The 20,702-nt window shown below is 65.2% G+C and carries 17 protein-coding genes; 13 read left to right on the top strand and 4 right to left on the bottom strand.

Annotation, left to right across the window (positions count from 1 at the left end):
• Positions 1-15: 15 nt before the first annotated feature.
• The 3 genes from RJ527_05285 to RJ527_05275 form a co-directional block, all read right to left on the bottom strand.
• Positions 16-249: a ferredoxin family protein gene (locus RJ527_05285; protein ID WND77159.1), complete on the bottom strand. Its 234-nt coding sequence runs from the start codon at positions 247-249 to the stop codon at positions 16-18.
• A gap of 40 nt (positions 250-289) precedes the next feature.
• Positions 290-2,029 carry a fumarate reductase/succinate dehydrogenase flavoprotein subunit gene (locus RJ527_05280; protein ID WND77158.1) on the bottom strand — a complete coding sequence of 580 codons (1,740 nt, stop codon included), beginning with the start codon at positions 2,027-2,029 and terminating at the stop codon, positions 290-292.
• 120 nt (positions 2,030-2,149) lie between these two features.
• Positions 2,150-2,491: a DUF971 domain-containing protein gene (locus RJ527_05275; GenBank protein ID WND77157.1), complete on the bottom strand. Its 342-nt coding sequence runs from the start codon at positions 2,489-2,491 to the stop codon at positions 2,150-2,152.
• Positions 2,492-2,704: 213 nt separating this feature from the next.
• Between RJ527_05275 and RJ527_05270 the strand changes: the two genes are divergently transcribed.
• Positions 2,705-4,573 carry a 2-oxoacid:acceptor oxidoreductase subunit alpha gene (locus tag RJ527_05270; GenBank protein WND77156.1) on the top strand — a complete coding sequence of 623 codons (1,869 nt, stop codon included), beginning with the start codon at positions 2,705-2,707 and terminating at the stop codon, positions 4,571-4,573.
• Positions 4,570-5,625 carry a 2-oxoacid:ferredoxin oxidoreductase subunit beta gene (locus RJ527_05265; protein WND77155.1) on the top strand — a complete coding sequence of 352 codons (1,056 nt, stop codon included), beginning with the start codon at positions 4,570-4,572 and terminating at the stop codon, positions 5,623-5,625. Before RJ527_05270 ends, RJ527_05265 begins: the two co-directional genes overlap by 4 nt.
• On the opposite strand, the gene RJ527_05260 is transcribed toward RJ527_05265, so the two are convergent.
• A complete protein-coding gene (locus RJ527_05260; protein WND77154.1) occupies positions 5,622-6,125 on the bottom strand; it encodes a hypothetical protein in 504 nt (167 codons plus the stop codon). The genes RJ527_05265 and RJ527_05260 overlap by 4 nt on opposite strands.
• Positions 6,126-6,439: 314 nt before the next feature.
• Between RJ527_05260 and RJ527_05255 the strand changes: the two genes are divergently transcribed.
• The 11 genes from RJ527_05255 (at position 6,440) to nirD (ending at position 20,694) form a co-directional block, all read left to right on the top strand.
• Positions 6,440-7,027, top strand: a complete 588-nt coding sequence (locus tag RJ527_05255) for an ANTAR domain-containing protein (protein WND77153.1) — start codon at positions 6,440-6,442, stop codon at positions 7,025-7,027.
• Positions 7,028-7,047: 20 nt separating this feature from the next.
• Positions 7,048-8,250: an ABC transporter substrate-binding protein gene (locus RJ527_05250; GenBank protein ID WND77152.1), complete on the top strand. Its 1,203-nt coding sequence runs from the start codon at positions 7,048-7,050 to the stop codon at positions 8,248-8,250.
• A gap of 368 nt (positions 8,251-8,618) precedes the next feature.
• Positions 8,619-10,640 (top strand): FAD-dependent oxidoreductase, encoded by a 2,022-nt coding sequence (locus RJ527_05245; protein WND77151.1) that lies wholly within the window; start codon positions 8,619-8,621, stop codon positions 10,638-10,640.
• 16 nt (positions 10,641-10,656) lie between these two features.
• Positions 10,657-12,078, top strand: a complete 1,422-nt coding sequence (locus RJ527_05240) for a cytochrome c3 family protein (protein ID WND77150.1) — start codon at positions 10,657-10,659, stop codon at positions 12,076-12,078.
• 42 nt (positions 12,079-12,120) lie between these two features.
• On the top strand, positions 12,121-12,729 hold the full coding sequence (locus tag RJ527_05235; GenBank protein ID WND77149.1) for a DUF3365 domain-containing protein: 609 nt from the start codon (positions 12,121-12,123) through the stop codon (positions 12,727-12,729).
• Positions 12,730-12,800: 71 nt separating this feature from the next.
• Entirely contained in the window at positions 12,801-13,214 is a 414-nt protein-coding gene (locus tag RJ527_05230; GenBank protein ID WND77148.1) for a globin family protein, read from the top strand.
• A gap of 429 nt (positions 13,215-13,643) precedes the next feature.
• Positions 13,644-15,044: a CmpA/NrtA family ABC transporter substrate-binding protein gene (locus RJ527_05225; protein ID WND77147.1), complete on the top strand. Its 1,401-nt coding sequence runs from the start codon at positions 13,644-13,646 to the stop codon at positions 15,042-15,044.
• A 90-nt stretch (positions 15,045-15,134) separates the two neighbouring features.
• A complete protein-coding gene (locus RJ527_05220; GenBank protein WND77146.1) occupies positions 15,135-16,160 on the top strand; it encodes an ABC transporter permease in 1,026 nt (341 codons plus the stop codon).
• An 18-nt stretch (positions 16,161-16,178) separates the two neighbouring features.
• Entirely contained in the window at positions 16,179-17,885 is a 1,707-nt protein-coding gene (locus RJ527_05215; protein WND77145.1) for a nitrate ABC transporter ATP-binding protein, read from the top strand.
• Positions 17,885-20,347 (top strand): nitrite reductase large subunit NirB, encoded by a 2,463-nt coding sequence (gene nirB, locus RJ527_05210; GenBank protein WND77144.1) that lies wholly within the window; start codon positions 17,885-17,887, stop codon positions 20,345-20,347. The genes RJ527_05215 and nirB overlap by 1 nt, the downstream gene beginning before the upstream one ends.
• Positions 20,347-20,694: a nitrite reductase small subunit NirD gene (gene nirD / locus RJ527_05205; GenBank protein ID WND77143.1), complete on the top strand. Its 348-nt coding sequence runs from the start codon at positions 20,347-20,349 to the stop codon at positions 20,692-20,694. Before nirB ends, nirD begins: the two co-directional genes overlap by 1 nt.
• Positions 20,695-20,702: the final 8 nt, after the last annotated feature.

The following is a 20,702-nucleotide window of genomic DNA, read 5'->3' as shown; positions in this document are numbered from 1 at the left end:
GTCGGGCTCCTTGGGTCAGCGCAGCAGGAAGGGAATGTTGACGGTGACCGCGCCCGTCGGGCAATCGGCCTCGCAAGGCATGCAGTACCAGCACTCGTCGTACTTCATGAAGGCCTTGCCGGTGGCGTCCGAGATGCGCAGCACATCCAGCGGGCAGACATCGACGCAGACGGTGCAGCCCTTGTCGGCGATGCATTTGCCTTCGTCGACGACGACGGGGACGGATGAGGGTTGTTCAGCGAGGGGCATGGGTTTGTCTCCTTGTGGATCGGGGGCGGCGGGCTGTTGGTCAGGCCTGCGCCTTGATCCGCTGTTTGTCGTAGGCGTCTTTCTCTTCGTCATCGATGGGGATGATGTAGGGATCGACGTCCTTTTTCTTGATCGTCATCTGGCCGTTCGCGTCCTTGGACAGGATCGAGTGGCAGAACCAGTTCTCGTTGTCCCGTTCCGGATAGTCGGCGCGGTTGTGATACAGGCCCCAGCGGCTTTCCGTGCGGAACAGCGATGCGAAGGCGGCCATGTCGGCGCAGTCCATGATCGACGAGACCTCGAGCGAGCGCATCAGTTCATGGGCATTGCGCGCGACCATCTCGTTCTCCATGACCTCGCGGGTTTCGGCGAAGCGGTCCTGCGCCAGTTGCATCTTGCGCGTGACCTTGGGCGGTTGCAGGTAGTCGTTGACCAGACGTCGGGTCTTGTATTCGACCTGGTTCGGCGGAATGCCGTCTTCGCGCGTGGTCGGGGCCAGGACGCGTTTCTTTTCGGCGGCGATGAAGTCTTCGTCGATGTCGGCGAAATCCACCTCGTTGACGAAGTCGATGGCGTGCTCGCCCGCGACGGCGCCGTTGGTGAACGCACCCAGCATGTAGTTGTGCGGCACGCTGGCCATGTCGCCGGCGGCATAGAGGCCCGGCACCGTGGTGCAGGCGTTGTCGTCGACATAGACGCCCGACGCCGAATGGCCGGAACAGAAACCGATTTCCGAGATGTGCATCTCGATCATGCCGTTGCGGTAGTCGTTGTTGCGGTTGACCTGGAAGCGGCCGCGGGTCGGGCGTTCGACCTCGTGCAGGATGGTTTCGATCTCGCCGATGGTCTCATCCGCCAGGTGGTTGAGCTTGAGGAACACAGGCCCCTTGCCCGATTGCAGTTCGTTGTAGAACTCCTGCATCATCTGGCCCGACCAGTAATCGCATTCGATGAAGCGCATGCCTTCGTTGTTGGCCGTGTAGCCGCCGAACGGTCCGGCCACATAGGCGCAGGCGGGGCCGTTGTAATCCTTGATCAGCGGATTGATCTGGAAGCATTCCAGGTTCGCGAGGCCAGCGCCCGCGTGATAGGCCATGGCATAGCCGTCGCCCGAGTTGGCGGCGTTCTCGTAGGTCCCGAACAGATAGCCCGAGGTCGGCAGGCCGAGGCGCCCGGCCGCCCCCATGCACAGGATCACGGCCTTGGCGCGGACCACCAGAAACTCGGCGGTGCGCGTGTTGACGGCGATGGCGCCGGCGATGCGGCCGTCCTTGCCGGTCAGCAGGCGGGTCGCCATGTAGCGGTTGGAAATCAGCAGGCGGGCGCGCTTCAACTGGCGGTACAGCGCCTTCTTCACCGTGTCGCCGTTGGGCATGGGCAGCACGTAGGTGCCGATGTGGTGGACCTTCTTGACGTCGAAGTCGCCGTTCTCGTCCTTCTGGAAACGGATGCCGAAGCCATCCAGTTCCTGAATGATCTCGTAGCAGTTCTGCGCGTACTTGTAGACGGCGGCCTGGTCGACGATGCCGTCGTTGGCGACGGTGATTTCCTTGACGTACTGTTCCGGGGTGGAATGACCGGGGATGACGGCGTTGTTCAGGCCGTCCATGCCCATGGAGATGGCGCCCGACCGCTTCACGTTGGCCTTTTCCAGCAGGATGACCTTGGCGTTGGGGTTCTTTTTCTTCGCGCGGTAGGCGGCCATGGGGCCGGCCGTGCCGCCGCCGATGACCAGAATATCGCAATCGACCTGCGACGTGCCTTCGGTGATTTCGTCCATGGGATCGTCCTTTCGGTTTCGTTTGTTCTTGGTGCCGACGGGGCCTTCAGGCACGCCGGTCGGCGGGAAACTTGTCTGTAACAACCATGCTGCGCCGCAGCAGGGCCGTCTGTCTGTCAACTAATTGCCAAGGCCGGAAATCGCCTCGGCCTGGGCCGTGTTCAGGCCCTGAAACGCCAGCGCGCCGATGGCCCCGCGCAACATTTCCCAGGGATAGATGCCCTTGGCGTAGCCGTCGGAAAACGTGATGTTGATGGCATAGACGCCGACCGCTTCGACCGCCGCGATGGTCAGGCCGCCGTCGGCCGGCACGTCCCACCCTTTCAGGCGGGCACTTTCCGAACGGGCGGAGCGGCTCATCTGGCGCAGGGTCGAAGCACTCAGGTTCTGGCGAACGCCGTCGGGCCAGATGATCGTCAGCGAGGCGCGGTCGGCGGCGACGGAAATTTCTGTTGGTTGCATGATCGGCCTCCTGAACAAGGGGCGGATCGGTCCGCCCGGGGGGTGCCTGATCCAAGCCCGCGCCGCCCCGACATAAAAGCAATTCGTTGACAGAACCTCTTTTATTTATCCCCGGCAATTAATTGACCGACCGGAATCCATGTCGGCGGGCATAGTCCGGCCACCGTCGCCGACACCCGAACACGACCCGGCGTTGAACAAGGATTTCCGGCCATGCTCGACCAACCCACCCCGCCCGACCTGTCAGACAACGCCGCGGCCCAGGGCCCGGCCGTGATCCGCTTTGCCGGGGATTCCGGCGACGGCATCCAGACGCTGGGCGCGGAATTCACCAAGTCCTCGGCCCTGACCGGCCACGGCTTCATGACCTTTCCCGACTTCCCGGCGGAAATACGTGCCCCCGCCGGCACGACCTTCGGGGTGTCGGCGTTTCAGATTCAGATCGGCGGCGACCGGGTAAAGACCCACGGCGATACGGTCGACGTGCTGGTCGCGCTCAATCCGGCGGCGTTGAAGACCAATCTTTCGGCGCTGCGCCCGGGCGGGCTGTTGATCGCCGATGCCGACGCCTTCGCCAAACGCGGCCTGGAAAAGGCCGGCTACGCCGCCAACCCGCTGGAGGACGGCAGCCTGGACGGCTATCGTCTGGAAGCCATCGAGATTTCCCGCCTGACCCGCGAAGCCGCCCTGCCGGAAGGCGTCACCAAGAAAGAGGCCGAGACGGCGCGCAACTTCTGGGCCCTTGGCCTGGTCTATTGGATGTTCGCCCAGGACCGCACCCCCACGGCGGCCTGGCTGAAATCGAAATTCGCCAAGCGGCCGGAAATCGCCGCCGCCAACACGGCGGCCATGGACGCGGGCCATACCTACGGCGACGTCACCGACATGGCGCCGCCGCCCCGCCTGCGCGCCGTCGCCCCCGCCAGCCCCCGCCCCGGCACCTATCGCACGCTGACCGGCATCGACGGCATGGTGCTGGGCCTGGCCGCCGCCTCGGCCCTGTCCGGGCTGCGCCTGCATTATTGCTCCTACCCCATCACCCCGGCCTCGGCGATCCTGCACGGGCTCGCCAAGCTGGGCGGGGAAGGCGTCGCGACCTTTCAGGCGGAAGACGAGATCGCCGCCGCCACCGCCGCCATCGGCGCCTCCTTCGCGGGCGGCCTCGGCGTCACCGGAACCTCGGGTCCCGGCATGGCGCTGAAGGCGGAGGCCCTGGGCCTCGCCACGGCGGCGGAACTGCCGCTGATCGTCATCGACGTGCAGCGCGCGGGTCCCTCCACCGGCATGCCGACCAAGGTCGAGCAGGCGGATTTGAACCTGGCCCTGCACGGCCGTCACGGCGAAGCGCCCCTGCCCGTGTTCGCCGCCGCCGGCCCCGGCGATTCGTTCGAGACGGTGATCGAGGCGGCGCGCACCGCCGTCACCTTCATGACGCCGGTGATCGTGCTGTCCGACGCCTATACGGCCAACGCGGCGGAGCCCTGGCGCCTGCCCGACGTCGACGCCCTGGCCGATATCGCCGTCGACCGCGACATCGACCCGGACGGCTTTCATCCCTTCCGCCGCGATGCCGAAACGCTGGCCCGGCCCTGGGCCGTGCCGGGCATGACCGGGCTGGCGCATCGCCTCGGCGGAATCGAGCGCTCGGCGGGCTCGGGCCATATTTCCTACGATCCCGACAACCATCAGGAAATGACCGATTTGCGCGCCGCCAAGCTGGACCATATCCGCGGCGCCCTGCCTCCGGCAGCGGTCACCGCCGGCACGGACGCGGGCCGGGTGCTCGCCGTCGGCTGGGGCTCGACCCAGGGCGCGCTCAAGACCGCGGTCGAGGATCTGGCCGCCGAGGGCCATGCGGTCGGCCACCTGCACCTGCGCCATCTGTCGCCACTGCCCCGGGGGCTTGGCGAGATCTTCGCCCTCTACGATCAAGTCGTGGTGGCGGAACTCAACTCCGGGCAGTTGCGCGGCCATCTGCAAGGCCTGTTCCCCCATGTTTCCTTCCGCGGCCTGAACAAGGTCACCGGCCAGCCCTTCACGGTGGCCGAGATCGACGCCGCCCTCAGAGAGGACCTGTCATGAACGTGATGAACCCCGACCTGGCCGCCCCTGACACGGGCGCGACCCCTGAGCTGACCGCCCGCGACTTCACCACGGACCAGGAAGTGCGCTGGTGTCCGGGCTGCGGCGACTACGCGATTCTCAAGGCCGTGCGCGGCGTGCTGGCCGAAGCGGGCCGCCGCCCCGACGACGTGGTGTTCATTTCCGGCATCGGCTGCGCCGCGCGCTTTCCCTACTACCTGGCCAGCTACGGGTTCCACACCATCCACGGCCGCGCCCCGGCGGTCGCCACGGGCGTGAAAATGGCCAACCCGGACCTCGACGTCTGGGTCGTCGGCGGCGACGGGGATTTTCTGTCGATCGGCGGCAACCATCTGATGCATGCGCTCAGGCGCAACGTCGACCTCAACCTGATCATGCCGAACAACGCCGTCTACGGCCTGACCAAGGGGCAGTACTCCCCGGCCTCGGCCACGGGCATGCGCTCGCCGTCATCGCCCTCGGGCTCGGTCGAGGCCCCCGTGAACGCGGCGCTTTTGGCTTTGGGGGCCGGGGCGCGGTTCATCGCGCGCTCGGCCGACACCTTACAGGACCATCTGCCGGGCGTGCTGAAGGCGGCGCAGGCGCACCGGGGGGCATCCTTCGTCGAAATTTTGCAGAACTGCGTGGTGTTCAACGACGGCGCCTTCGAGGCCGTGCGCGACAAGGGCCTGACCGCCGACCGCACCCTACGGCTCGAACACGGCAAGCCCATGATCTTCGGCAAGGACCGGGACAAGGGCATCGCTGTCGACTGGCCGTCGGGCACGGCCCGCGTGGTGCCGGTCGGGGATGGCGGGCCGGTGTATGACGTCACCGTCCACGACCAGACCAACCTGGCATTGGCGACCATTCTGGCCCGCATGGACGCCCCGGACCTGCCTTTGGCGCTCGGGGTGCTCTACCACGTTCCGGCCGACGACTTCACGGCCCAGCGTGGCGACGCGCCCAGGCGGGTGATCGACCGGGTGGCCCTGACCGGCCTTTTGTCGGCGGGCAAGACCTGGACGGTCGGAGAAACGGACGCGGCTTAGAAAAGTTTGGCCATCACCGCGCGGTCGAAGAACCGGGCGGTTTCCGCCGCCAGCCCGCCCAGGTCAAGGATGGGCAGGGTTGCGTCGAGGCGGGCATAGATCCGGCCCCGGGGGTCGATCAACGGCATCACCGCGGCATCGCCCGGGGCCGCCGCGCGGAGAACCTGGAACGGCCCGCCAAGCGGGCCAAGGGCGGCCCGCGCCCGCGCGCACCCGCCGTCGCTTCGGCATACCAGGGTCCAGCGGCCCGCCAGGGGTGCGTCGCCGGGCAGGCCCAGGCCCGCCGCCGCTTGCGGTTCCGGCAGAATGACACCGTCGAGGGAGGCCGGCACGGGTGGGCCCAGATCGCGCCGCGCCAAGCCGCTCATCAGGGTAAAGGCGACGGCGGCGACCAGCAGAATCATGGTCCCCGTTTGGATCGCCAGGTCACGGCGGGCGGGGTCGAGGAATACGGAAACGTTCTGCCGGGAGGTCCGGGTGTCATGGGCGAGAGCGGCCATGTCGGCGTCCTTTTCGTCCTTGAAGGCGCCGGGGGTGCCGGCGCCTGTCGGACATTGCGAGGATCGTGCCAATTCCGGATTGTGGAAAAGTCGCTAATAATCAATGAGTTGTCGATTCTTGCTGTTGATTCCGAATGGATAAACGATGAAATTTTAAGCAACTAGAAATTTTGCCCGATTTCTGCCCAAGTCTGGAATTGACTCGCTTGATTGTCGGTTCGGCGGCAGTTATGCTGCACTGCAACAACACATCCGCAACGACGGGGCTGTGTCATGGATCAACCTTCCCTGGCGGGGGAGCACGTCACGGCCCGATGTCGGATAATAAGCTCAGCATTGTCGTTATTGACGAGAACCCGGTTCGTGCCGCGATCCTCATGGACGGGCTTGCCGAATCCGGTCATGCGGACATCGTCCATATCGACAACGTCGACAACCTTCTGAAAAAGATCTTCGCCATCGATCCGGACGTGATCCTGATCGACCTGGAAAACCCGTCGCGCGACACGCTGGAACAGATGTTCCAGGTCTCCCGCGAGGTGCGCCGCCCGACCGCCGTGTTCGTCGACGAGACCGACCGCGCCATGACCGACGCGGCCATCGACGCCGGCGTCAGCGCCTATATCGTCGATGGGTTGAAGAAAGAGCGGGTCAACCAGATCGTCGATCTGACCATTTCGCGCTTCAACGCCTTTTCGCGCCTGCAGGTCGAGTTGTCGGAAGCCAAGACGGCGCTCAGCGAACGCAAGACCATCGAGCGGGCCAAGGGAATCCTGATGCAGACCCGCGGGATGAGCGAAGAAGAAGCCTACGCGGCCCTTCGCAAGACCGCCATGAACGAGAAGAAACGCATCGTCGATATCGCCAACAGCCTGGTGACGGCGGATCGGATCGCGTCGTAATGCCGGGGATGGAGACCAAGGTGCCGGATAGCCTGGAGGATAAGGTTTGGGGAGGGACGGACGCGGGCGGCGCGCCGGAGGTCTCGACCGTCCATGCCGGGATCATCCCGCTGCTCGATTGCGCCCCCCTGGTCGTCGCGGCCGAATTCGGTTTCGCCGAGAAGTACAACCTGCGCCTGGAAATTTCCCGCGAACAGTCCTGGGCCTCGATCCGCGACAAGGTGACCATCGGCCATCTGGATTGCGCCCATATGCTGGGCCCCATGGTCATCGCCTCGACGCTCGGCATCGGCCATGTGCGCACGCCGCTGATCGCGCCCATGGCGCTCGGCCTCAACGGCAACGCCATCACCGTGTCCAACGACCTGCATGACCGCCTGATTGCGGCGGGACTGGGCGGCGACGTGCTGTCGGGTGCCAGGGCCCTGAAGGCCGTGATCGACGCCGACCGGGCCGCCGGGCGGCCGCCGCTGACCTTCGGCGTGGTGTTTCCGTTTTCCGCCCATAATTACGAGCTGCGCGGCTGGCTGGCCGCCGCCGGCATCAATCCGGATTTCGACCTGCGCTTGGTCGTCATTCCGCCGCCCCTCATGGTCGCCAATCTGGACCAGGGCTTGATCGACGGATTCTGCGTCGGCGCTCCCTGGAACGCCGTCGCGGTCGAGGCCGGGGTCGGCGAGATCGTCACGACCAAATCCCGCATCTGGCACAACGGGCCGGAAAAGGTGCTGGGCGTGCGGGCGACCTGGGCGGCGGCCCATCCGCGCACCCTGAACGCCCTGATCCGGGCCCTGGTCGAGGCCGCGCAATGGGTCGAGCGCCCGGAAAACCGCCGCGCCGTGGCGGAAACCCTGGCCGCCCCTCATTACCTGGGTATCGCCGCCCCGATCCTGGCCCAGGCCATGGCCGGTGACCTGCCGGGTCGCGCACCCGGCGGGGCGGTCAACGATCCCGACTTCATCACCTTCTTCCGCGACGACGCGACCTTCCCCTGGCGCTCCCACGCCGCCTGGTTCACGGAACAGATGATCCGCTGGCGCCAGATCGACCAGGACACGGACATCTGCGCCCTCGCCGAACAGGTTTACCGCCCGGACATCTACCGCGACGCGGTCCGCCCACTCGGCCTCGCCGTGCCCGATGGCGATTGGAAACCGGAAGGCACCGGGCCGTCCCGGGGGCGGTTTTTCGGCGATGCGGTCTACGATCCGGAATGCGGGTGACGGCCTCTGCCTGGATTGCCTAAAAAATAATCTAAGAAAATTTACTGATCAAAATATAATCAACGCACAAGGATTGATGCGCGGCCTGTTGCCTTAAGTCCTTGATATTCAAGCCGCCAGCATTTGGCATGTGTTGTGCATTGCAGCATTTCGGTGATGGGGCGCCGATGACCGCCGCCCCATCCGTTGTCAGGCTCGCCGAAGAGCTCTCTTAACCAAAACAGATCGCGTCCGTCGATGGACGCAGAGCGTCGCCGCTCAGACGGGATGTGGATGCATCCCGCAGCGGATTTTCTGTTTCTGAGCGAGGGCACGGCATGTTCGACACGATGCGGGCATTCACAAGGGCAAGGACCCCGGCGACGGCGGTGGACGACACATCCCCGGCCGGCGCGGCGGCGTTGCCCGATGCCGCATCCGGCGCCGTCTCTCCCGCAGACATTCCCCCTACCCTGGTGATCGGCGCCGGCCCGGCGGGGCTCCGCGTCGCCGAGGAACTGTCCCGCGCCGGGGAGCCGGTGGTGCTGTTCAACGCCGAACGCTGGCATCCCTACAACCGCATCAAGCTGACGCCGTTCCTGACCGGGGAAGTCCAGATCGGTCAGGTCTACCAGCCCGAACCCGCCGCCGACGTCCGCATCAGCCGCTACGACGGTCTGCGCATTCGTGAAATCGACCGCGAAGGCCGCGTCGCCGTCGACGATTACGGCCGCACCTGGCCGTTCAGCCGCCTGGTCATCGCCACCGGATCGCGCCCGCATGTGCCCGACATTCCGGGATGCACGCTGGACGGCGTCTATACCTTCCGCGATTTCGACGATGTCGAACGGCTGGTCGCGCGGGCCTTCCGCTCCACCCGCACGGTGGTCATCGGCGGCGGACTGCTGGGGTTGGAAGCGGCACGCGGCATGTCGTCCAAGGGCGTCGAGACCTGGGTGCTGGAACACGAAAGCCGCCTGCTGCCGCGCCAGTTGGATCAGGCGGCGGGCGACCTGGTGGCCGCGGGGATGGAACGCCTCGGCATCACCGCGCGGACCCTGACCCGGGTCCAGGCGGTCGAGGGCAACGGCCGGGTCGAGCGCGTCGTGCTGTCTTCGGGCGAGGTCATTCCCTGCGATACCGTGATCGTCTGCGCCGGGGTGCGCGCCAATCTGGAAATCGCGCGCAACGCCGGGCTGGCCGTGGGCCGGGGCATCACCGTGGATGCCCACATGCGGACCGACGATCCGGACATCTACGCCGTCGGCGAATGCGCCGAATTCGACGGCCATTGTTACGGTCTGGTCGGCCCCGGCCTGGAACAGGCCCAGGCCTGCGTTGATCATATTCTCGGCCGCAAGGGCGTCGATTACGCGGGCAGCGTGCCGGCGACGCGGCTCAAGGTCGTCGGCATCGACGTGTTTTCCATGGGTGAGGTCGAACAGATCGACGACGACCCGGCCCTGACCTCGGTGGTCTGGTCCGATCCGCAAGCGGGCCTTTACCGCCGGGTGATCGTGCGTCGCGGCCGCGCCGTCGGGGCCATCGCCATCGGGAAATGGGCGGAAATCAACCACCTGCAACAGATGATCAAGGCCCGCGCGCGGATATCCCCCTGGCAGCAGCGCCGCCTGCGCGCCACGGGCCTGCTGCTGAAGGACGCGGCGCCCCAGTCGGTGCGCGACTGGGCCGATGCCGCGACCGTCTGCAACTGCACGGGCGTGACCCGCGGCATGCTGGGCCAGGCCATGGCCGCCGGCTGCACGACGCTCGGCGATCTTCAGCGCGCGACCTGCGCCTCCACCGTCTGCGGCACCTGCCAGCCGCTGTTGCAGGACCTGCTGGGCGCGGAGGCCAAGGCCGAGCCCGTGGGCTGGTCGACATCGCTGCTCGTGTTCTCAATGCTGGCCGCCGTGTTGGCCCTGGTCACGGTCTTCACGCCCGCCTGGCCCTATTCGGTGAGCGTGCAGGACAAGCTCCGGGTCGATCTTCTGTGGATCGATCCTCTGATCAAGCAGATCTCGGGCTTTACCCTGCTGGGCTTCATGGTCATCGCCGCCGTGCTGGGCCTGCGCAAGCGGATCAAGCTGTTCCAGCGGCTCGGCGGCTACAACGGCTGGCGCCTGGTGCACGGCATCGTCGGCGCGCTTTTGATCGCCGGGCTGTTCGTGCACACGGGCTTTCACCTGGGCGAGAACCTGAACAGCTGGCTGATGGGCACGTTCCTGGCGCTGTCGGTGCTGGGGGCGGTGGCCGGTCTCGTCACGTCGGTGGAGCATCGGCTGCTCAACGGCCCCCTGAAGGGTGCGAAGACCGCGCCCCGGGTGCTACCGACCTGGGCGCATATCCTCCTTCTGTGGCCCATCCCGCTTCTTTTGGCCGCGCATGTCGCGACCGTGTATTTCTACTGAGGGGGCGGCGGCGACCATGCGCAACAAGCTGCTCTGGCTGGTTTGGATCACGGCGACCCTCATGGGGGGCGGTGCGGTCGCGGCGACCATGCACTACGGCGGTGACTTCCGCTCCGTGTTCCTGATCGGCAAGACGACGTCGGGCCACCACCAGATCGAAATGGCCTGCGACGCCTGCCACACGGACATGTTCGGCGGCATCGACGCCCTGCAGAAGGGCTGCGTCACCTGCCACGGGGACGAGCTGAAGGCGGCCAACGATTCCCATCCCCGGTCCAAGTTCATCGATCCGCGCAACGCCGACCGCGTCGCCGTGCTGGACGCGCGCTACTGCGTGACCTGCCACCGTGAACATCAGCCGGGCATCACCAACGCCATGGCCGTCACCCTGCCGACGGATTATTGCGCGCTGTGCCATCAGGACATCGCCAAGAACCGGCCGAGCCACGAAGGCCTTGCCTTCGACACCTGCGGGAATTCCGGCTGCCACAACTTCCATGACAACCGCGCGCTTTACGAGGACTTCCTGGAAAAGCGCCATGGGGAACCTGATTTCAAAGAGGTCCTGCTTGTCGCCCTGTCCAACTGGACCCCGCCGGCGGACCAGCCGAAGCCCGAGCGCAAGGCGCTGAGGGCGCTCGACGCCGATGCGCCGGCCGCGCATCGGGGCGCGCTCAAGCATACTGCCGACTGGGCCGCTTCCGGCCATGCGGCGGCGGGCGTCAACTGTTCTGGCTGTCACCAGCCGCGCAAGCGCACGCGTCCCGATGAATGGGTCGCCGCACCCGCCGCCAAGGAGTGCGCCGCCTGCCACACGGCCGAGGCCAAGACCTTCACCGAGGGCAAGCACGGCATGCGTCAGCGCGACGGCCTGTGGGTGTCGCGCAAGGATGATTTCCTCGGCCTGTTCGAGGACAAGGGCCTGCCGCCCATGACGCCGGCCCTGGCCCGCCTGCCCATGAAGGACGACGTGCACGCGACGGCGCTGACCTGCAACACCTGCCACGGCGCGCATAAGTACGACGTCAAATTCGCACAGGTCGACGCCTGCGAAAGCTGCCACGCCGACGACCACACCAAGGCCTTCCGCATGTCGCCGCATAACTCGCTGGTCGACCGGGAAGCCTCGGGCGACCTGCCCAAGGGGTCGGGCGTGACCTGCGCCACGTGTCACATGCCCAAACATCTGGTGCGCGACGACTACGGCACGGAAAAGGTCTTCGTCACCCATAACCAGAACGACAACCTGCGGCCCAACGAAAAGATGATCCGCACGGTCTGCGCCGATTGCCACGGCCTGCGCTTCACCATCGACGCGTTGGCCGATCCGGCCCTCATCAAGAACAACTTCAAAGGCAAGCCCGCCCACCATGTCGAAAGCATCGACTGGGTGGAAAACAGGATGCGGGAACGGGCGCGCCGCCAACAGCAGCAGTAAATCCCGCGTTCAACGAGACAGGAAGACAACAAGGAGATGACCATGACCAAGAAACTGACCATTGCCGCCTCATGCACGGCGCTCGCCTGCGCCGGCGTGCTCGCCATGGGGCTCGGCACGCCGGCCAAGGCCGGGCTGTTCGGCAGCGACGACAAGAAAGGCGTGTCCTACGAAACCTTCACCGACATGCTGCATCTCGTCATGGCGTCGGACCGCGCGATCTACACCAAGAAAGTGGTCGCCCGCCTGGCCGCCAAGGAAAAGGTGATCAAGGCGTCCGAACACTTCGAGGACGAAAAGGCCCTGCCGCTGCCGGCGCAGATGTTCCGCTTCGGCTCGGAAATGGTGTCGAGCAAGACGGACAAGTTCGCCTATCAGCTTTTGTCGCTCTGGCCGATCAACAAGCAGAACGCGCCGCGCACGGAGACCGAGAAGAAGGGCCTCGCCTTCATCGCCGAGAACAAGGGAGAGAAGCCGTTCTACAGCGAGGAAGAACTGGGCGGCAAAAACTACTTCACCGCCGTCTACGCCGACGTCGCCGTCGCCGGCCCCTGCGTCACCTGCCACAACGCGCACAAGGATTCGCCCCGCACCGATTTCAAGCTGGGCGAGGTGATGGGCGGCGTCGTGATCCGCGTTCCCATGAATTAGTCCGGCCCGGCCCGGCGCCGTTCCGGCCGCCGGGCCGCTGGTTGGCGCAAGACGTCACGAAAGGAAAAGACATGACACCCGAACAGATCAAACTGGTCCAGGACAGCTTCAAGTCCGTCATCCCCATCGCCGACACGGCGGCCGATATCTTCTACGGCCGCCTGTTCGAGGTGGCGCCGCAGTTGCGCCCCATGTTTCCCCAGGACATGAGCGAACAGAAGAAAAAGCTGATGCAGATGATCGGCGTCGCCGTCACCAACCTGCATCAGGTCGACACCATCGTCGCGCCGGTCCAGGACCTGGGCCGCCGCCACGTCGGCTACGGCGTCAAGGACGAGCATTACGACATCGTCGGCGGCGCCCTGCTGTGGACCCTGGGCAAGGGCCTGGGCGATGCCTTCACGCCCGAGGTCGAATCCGCCTGGGCGGAAGCCTACGGCCTGCTTGCGTCCGTCATGAAGGACGCGGCGGCGGAGGCGGCGTGAGGCCATGCCGTTGTCGGGCTGTGGTCGGCCGGTCGAAGGACCGTCCGGCCACGCCTCCGATATTTGTATATTTTGTAATCACATAAGCCGTTGATGACTAAATTATCACCAATTTGATGAAGAGGCAGTCAAAGAAAAAAGTCTCAATCAATTGAAATAAAACAATTATTTCCCTGGCACGCATTGTGCAAAACGCATTTCAACAGTCGAACGCCAACGTTGCCGTTCATATGACGTAGACCGGGCTCGCGGACGAGCCCCTTACATCGAACATCCGGGCCCAATTACGCGCCCTCGAAGCATGGCCGCTTCCTTGACCGCTCTCCTTATCCGGAGAGCCGACCAAGGGAATGCGGCTTTTTGTTTTGAATTTCCCGGATACCGGCCCTGCGCGGCGCCAGGCGTCCGGGGCAACGAAGGAGCAACGATATGACCGACACCACGATGAAAAGACGATTGTTCGTGAAGACATTGACCGCTGCGGCGATCATCGCCGGCGCGCTCTGCGTCGGCCAGGGAGCGGCCTCGGCCAAGGCCCTCAAGGTCGAGAAGGAAGAGCTCAAGTTCGGCTTCATCAAGTTGACCGACATGGCGCCGCTCGCCATCGCCTACGAGAAGGGCTACTTCGAGGACGAGGGCCTGTTCGTGACCCTGGAACCCCAGGCCAACTGGAAGGTTCTGCTCGACCGCGTCATCGACGGCGAACTGGATGGTGCGCACATGCTGGCCGGCCAGCCGTTGGGCGCCACCATCGGCTTCGGCACCCAGGCCCACGTCATCACGCCCTTTTCCATGGACCTGAACGGCAACGGCATCACCGTGTCGAACGAGGTCTGGGCCAAGATGAAGAAGCACGTGCCGCACAAGGACGGCAAGCCGGTCCATCCGATCAAGGCCGACTACCTGAAACCCGTGGTCGCCGAATACAAGGCCGCCGGCAAGCCGTTCAAGATGGGCATGGTGTTCCCCGTCTCGACCCATAACTACGAACTGCGCTACTGGCTCGCGGCCGGCGGGGTTCATCCCGGCTTCTATTCCAAGACCGACATCTCGGGCCAGATCAAGGCCGACGCCCTGCTGTCCGTGACGCCGCCGCCGCAGATGCCCGCGACCATGGAGGCCGGCACCATCTTCGGCTACTGCGTGGGCGAGCCGTGGAACCAGCAGGCCGTGTTCAAGGGCATCGGCGTGCCGGTCATCACCGATTACGAAATCTGGAAGAACAATCCGGAGAAGGTGTTCGGCATCACCAAGGAATTTTCCGAAAAATATCCCAACACCACCCTGGCCCTGACCAAGGCCCTGATCCGCGCCGCCATGTGGCTTGACGCCAACAACGACGGCAACCGCAAGGAAGCCGTGAAGATCCTGGCCAAAAGCGAATACGTCGGTGCCGACTACGAGGTCATCGCCAATTCCATGACCGGCACCTTCGAATACGAAAAGGGCGACAAGCGGCCCTTGAAGGACTTCAACGTGTTCTTCCGCTACTTCGCCACATACCCCTATCTGTCCGACGCGGTGTGGTACCTGACGCAGATGCGTCGCTGGGGCCAGATTCCCGAGGGCAAGGCGGACGCCTGGTATCACGATATCGCCAAGAAGGTGTACCGCCCGGACATCTACCTGAAGGCGGCCAAGATGCTGGTCGACGAAGGCAAGGCGGCCAAGGCCGACTTCCCCTGGGACACGGACGGCTTCCGCGCCCCGCAGGCCGAGTTCATCGACGGCATCACCTTCGATGGCCGCAAACCCAACGACTATCTCGCCAAGTTTCCCATCGGCCTGAAGAAGAATCAGGTCGTGGTCGGCGCCGACGTGCAGGGCTGACCCCGCCCGCGGGGACAGGACGGGACCGCCGCCTCGGGTGGTTCCGTCTCCCCCTCCGGTCTGAAGTGACAGTTTGAAAGAGACAGAAAAATGACCGCAATCACCGCAACCCGGGTCAATAACGTCCTGACCCTCATCGGCCTGACCTGGTTCACGCCGGTCATCCGGATGATCGCCGGCGAAAACCCGCGCCACGAGATGGTGCAGCTGTGGCGCCTTCTGGGCGTGCCCATGCTGGCCTTTGCCGTGTTCCTGGGCCTGTGGTCGCAGATGGCGTCGCAGGTGGAAACCAGCCTGGGCAAGATTCCCGGCCCCGTCGCCGTCTACGAAGAGGCGGTCAGCCTGTGGCAAGACCACAAGATTCAGCGCGAAAAGCAGGCCGCGTTTTATGAACGCCAGGAAAAGCGCCATGCGGCCAAGCTGGCGGAAGACCCCAACGCCGAACTGAAATGGCGCACCTACACGGGCAAGCCCAGCTACGTCGACCAGATCGTCACCAGCCTGAAGACCGTGTTCATGGGCTTTCTGATCGCGACCCTGTTCGCCGTGCCCATCGGCATCCTGTGCGGCCTGTCGCCCTTGTTCAATTCCGCCATGAACCCGTTGATCCAGATCTTCAAGCCGGTGTCGCCGTTGGCCTGGTTGCCCATCGTCACCATGGTGGTCAGCGCCGTTTACGTCACCAACGACCCCATGTTCGACAAGTCGTTCCTGACCTCGGCGATCACGGTGACACTGTGTTCCTTATGGCCGACGCTCATCAACACCTCCGTCGGCGTCGCCTCGATCGACCGCGATCTGGTCAACGTCGGCCGCGTGCTGCAACTCAACTGGTCGACCAAGGTTTTGAAGATGGTCCTGCCGTCGGCCCTGCCGCTGATTTTTACGGGCCTGCGCCTGTCGCTCGGCGTCGGCTGGATGGTGCTGATCGCGGCCGAGATGCTGGCCCAGAACCCGGGGCTCGGCAAATTCGTGTGGGACGAATTCCAGAACGGCTCCTCTCACTCCCTCGGCAAGATCATGGTCGCCGTGTTCACCATCGGGATCATCGGTTTCCTGCTCGACCGGGTCATGCAGACCTTGCAGGGGCTGCTGACCTTCTCGGACAAACGCTAGGACAAAGGACGGAAAGCCATGGCATTCCTGGAACTTCAAGGCGTCGCCAAGTCCTACGGCTCGGGCGCCGCCAAGACCGAAATCCTCAAGGACATCAACCTTTCGATCGAGGAAGGCGAGTTCGTCGCCATCGTCGGGTTTTCGGGGTCGGGCAAGACGACCCTGATTTCGGCCTTGGCCGGGCTGATCAAGCCGGACGCCGGCCGCATCGTCATGAAGGGCAAGGAGATCGACGGGCCGGCGCCGGAACGCGGCGTCGTGTTCCAGAACTATTCCCTCATGCCTTGGCTGTCCGTGGCCGGCAACATCGGCCTCGCCGTCGATGTGCTGTTCAAGAACGAAAGCAAGGCACAGCGCCGGGCGCGGGTCGAGAAATACGTCGACATGGTCGGTCTCAGTCACGCCATCACGCGCAAGCCGGCGGAACTTTCGGGCGGCATGCGCCAGCGCGTCGCCGTGGCCCGCGCCTTGGCCATGGAGCCGGAGGTGCTGCTGCTGGACGAGCCGCTCAGCGCCCTAGATGCCCTGACCCGCGCCAACCTGCAAGACGAGATCGAGGAAATCTGGAGCCGGGACAAGAAGACCGTGGTCCTCATCACCAACGATGTGGACGAGGCGATCCTGCTGGCCGACCGCATCATTCCGCTGAACCCTGGGCCAGGGGCGACCTTCGGGCCCGAATTCAAGGTCAATATCCCGCGACCGCGCGACCGCGCGGCCATGAACCACGACGCGGCGTTCAAGGCGCTGCGCCGCGACGTCACGCAGTACCTGATGTCCGTCGGCGTCGAGCGCGCGTCCGAGACGGAGGACGACCTGGTGCTGCCCAACGTGGTTCCCATCGACCTGCACACCAAGCTGCCGCAGGTCGCCCAGGACGCGGCCCAGCCGCGCACGCCCCATGACGAGCGCTATTGCGATTTCGCCAAGGTGTCCAAGACCTACCCCACGCCCAAGGGGCCGCTGACCGTGGTCGAGGGCTTCGACCTCAGAATGCGGAGGGGCGAGTTCATTTCCATCATCGGCCATTCCGGCTGCGGCAAGTCGACGGTGCTGTCCATGGCGGCGGGGCTCAACCCGATCTCCGACGGCGGCATCATCCTGGACGGGCGCGAGGTTTCCGACGCCGGGCCCGACCGCGGCGTGGTGTTCCAGGCGCCGTCCCTGTTCCCCTGGCTGACGGCGCTGGAGAACGTGGCGCTGGGTGTCGACAAGGTCTACCCCCACGCGACGCGGGAAGAACGCGAAGCCGTCGTGCGCTACTACCTGGGCCGGGTTGGTCTGTCCGACGCCGCCGACAAGGCCGCCTGCGACCTGTCGAACGGCATGAAGCAGCGCGTCGGCATCGCCCGCGCCTTCGCCCTGTCGCCCAAGCTGCTGCTGCTCGACGAGCCCTTCGGAATGCTCGACAGCCTGACGCGGTGGGAATTGCAGGAAGTGCTGATGGAGGTCTGGGCCCGCACCCAGGTCACGGCGATCTGCGTCACCCATGATGTGGACGAGGCGATCCTGATGGCCGACCGGGTCATCATGATGACCAACGGGCCGAACGCCCGGGTCGGCAAGATCATGGAAGTGGACCTGCCGCGTCCGCGCACGCGCAAGCAGCTTCTCGAACATCCGAAATATTACGAGTACCGGGCCGAGCTTTTGGACTTCCTGGAGGAATACGAGCACGGCCACCAGGGCAAGAGCGGTTCGCCAACAACGGAGGAGGCAGCGTGATGAGCCAGACAACCCCCAAGAAACTCGTCGTCATCGGCAACGGCATGGCGCCGGGGCGGGTGCTCGACCATTTGTTCGAAAAGGCGCCCGGCGCCTATCAGGTGACGATCTTCAACGCCGAACCGCGCGTCAATTACGACCGCATCATGCTGTCGCCGGTGCTGTCCGGGGAAAAGGCCTACGAGGACATCATCATCCACGACGACGCCTGGTACGAAACCCACGGCGTGACCCTGCACAAGGGGAAGAAGATCCTGGAGATCGACCGCGCCGACCGCAAGGTCGTGGCCGACGACGGCACCGTGGCCGAATACGACAAGCTTCTGATCGCCACGGGATCGTCGCCCTTCGTCATTCCCGTGCCGGGCAAGGACCTGGCCGGGGTCGTCACCTACCGCGACCTGGACGATGTAGACGCCATGCTGGCCGCCGCCAAGTCGGGCGGCCATGCGGTCGTCATCGGCGGCGGGCTGCTGGGGCTGGAAGCCGCCTACGGCCTGAAGCGCCAGGGCATGGACGTCACGGTCCTGCACCTGATGCCGACCCTGATGGAACGCCAGTTGGACCCCAGCGCCGGATACCTTCTGGAAAAGGCGCTGGCCGACCGCGACATCAGGATCATCACCCGCGCCAACACCAAGGAAATCACCGGCCGTGACGGCAAGGTCGCGGGCGTGGTGCTGGAGGACGGCACCAAGCTTCCCGCCGACATCGTGGTCATGGCCGTGGGCATCCGGCCCAGCGCGCAGCTGGCCGACGACGCCGGGCTCGAGGTCGGGCGCGGCATCCTGGTCGACGATCATCTGCGCACCAGCGATCCGGACATCCTGGCCGTCGGCGAATGCGTCGAACACCGGGGACAGTGCTACGGCCTGGTCGCCCCGCTTTACGACATGGCCAAGGTCATCGCCGCCAACCTGGCGGGGGACGAGGCCCAGGAATACACGGGCTCGGTCACCGCGACCAAGCTGAAGGTCACGGGCATCGATCTTTATTCCGCCGGCGACTTCGCCGAGGCCGACGACCGCGAGGAGATCGTCCTGCGCGACGCCGCGGGCGGCGTCTACAAACGCCTGGTGCTGAAGGACAACAAGATCATCGGCGCGGTGCTCTACGGCGACACCGCCGACGGCGCCTGGTTCTTCGACATGCTGAAGAAGGGCACGGACATTTCGGACCTGCGGGACACCCTGATCTTCGGCCAGGCCTATGCGGGGGGCTCCCCGCTGGACCCTACGGCGGCCGTTGCAGCCTTACCGGATGACGCGGAAATCTGCGGCTGCAACGGCGTGTGCAAAGGGACCATCGTCCAGGCCATCACGGAAAAGGGGCTGACCGGCGTCGACGGCGTGCGCGCCCATACCAAGGCGTCGGGCAGCTGCGGGACCTGCACGGGGCTGGTCGAACAACTGCTCAAGGTCACCCTGGGCGACGCCTTCCAGCCCGACGCGGTGCAGCCCATGTGCGGCTGCACGGACCTGGGCCACGACGACGTGCGCCGTCTCATCGTCGCTCAGGAATTGAAATCCATTCCCGCCGTCGTGCAGGAACTGAACTGGAAGACGTCCTGCGGCTGCGCCAAGTGCCGCCCGGCGCTCAACTACTACCTTCTGGCGACCTGGCCCGGCGAATACGTGGACGACAAGCAGTCCCGCTTCATCAACGAACGGGTTCACGCCAACATCCAGAAAGACGGCACCTATTCCGTGGTGCCGCGCATGTGGGGCGGCATCACCACGCCGGACGAACTGCGCGCCATCGCCGACGTCGCCGACAAGTTCAAGATTCCGACGGTCAAGGTTACCGGCGGCCAGCGCATCGATCTTTTGGGCGTGAAGAAGGAAGACCTGCCGGCCGTGTGGGCCGACCTGAACGCGGCGGGCATGGTCTCGGGCCATGCCTACGGCAAGTCGCTGCGCACGGTGAAGACCTGCGTCGGCACCGACTGGTGCCGTTTCGGGACCCAGGATTCCACGGGTCTCGGGATCAAGCTGGAAAGGTTCATGTGGGGGTCGTGGACGCCGCACAAGGTGAAGCTCGGGGTGTCCGGCTGTCCGCGCAACTGCGCCGAGGCAACCTGCAAGGACATCGGCGTGGTCTGCGTCGACAGTGGCTATGAAATCCATTTCGCCGGGGCGGCCGGGATGCACGTCAAGGGCACGGAGCTTCTGTGCACCGTGGCGACCGAGGCGGAGGTTCTGGAATACATCGGCGCCCTCACGCAGCTCTACCGCGAGCAGGGCCGCTACCTGGAGCGCATCTACAAATGGGCGGACCGGGTCGGCCTCGACGTGGCCCGCGAACAGGTGGTGGAGAACGCGGACCGGCGCAAGGAGCTGAACGCGCGCTTCGTCTACTCGCAGAAATTCATGCAGAACGATCCCTGGGCCGAGCGCGCCCAGGGCAAGGACGCGGAGGAATTCACCTCCTTCCGTCTGGCGCATTTGGGGAAAGTGGCGTGATGAACGACATGAGCATGAACACGAAAACACAGGTCTGGATCGAAATCTGCCGGCTGGAAGACATCCCGCCGCAGGGCGCGCGGGTGATCCGGGCGACGCTCGGCTGCGTCGCCCTGTTCCGCACGGCGTCGGACAAGGTCTTCGCGCTGGAGGACCGCTGTCCGCACAAGGGCGGGCCGCTCAGCCAGGGCATCGTCCATGAGAACGGCGTGACCTGCCCGCTGCACAACTGGGTCATCGACCTGGAAACCGGCGTCGCCAAGGCGCCGGACGAAGGGCGCGCGCGGACCTTCCCGGTGCAGGTGCGCGACGGCCGGGTGCTCATCGACCGGGCGCTGTTGGCGTAAAGGGGGCG

Source organism: Thalassospiraceae bacterium LMO-SO8, from assembly GCA_031655335.1.
Classification (GTDB): domain Bacteria; phylum Pseudomonadota; class Alphaproteobacteria; order Rhodospirillales; family Casp-alpha2; genus UBA1479.
This window is presented reverse-complemented; position numbering and strand designations above follow the sequence as displayed.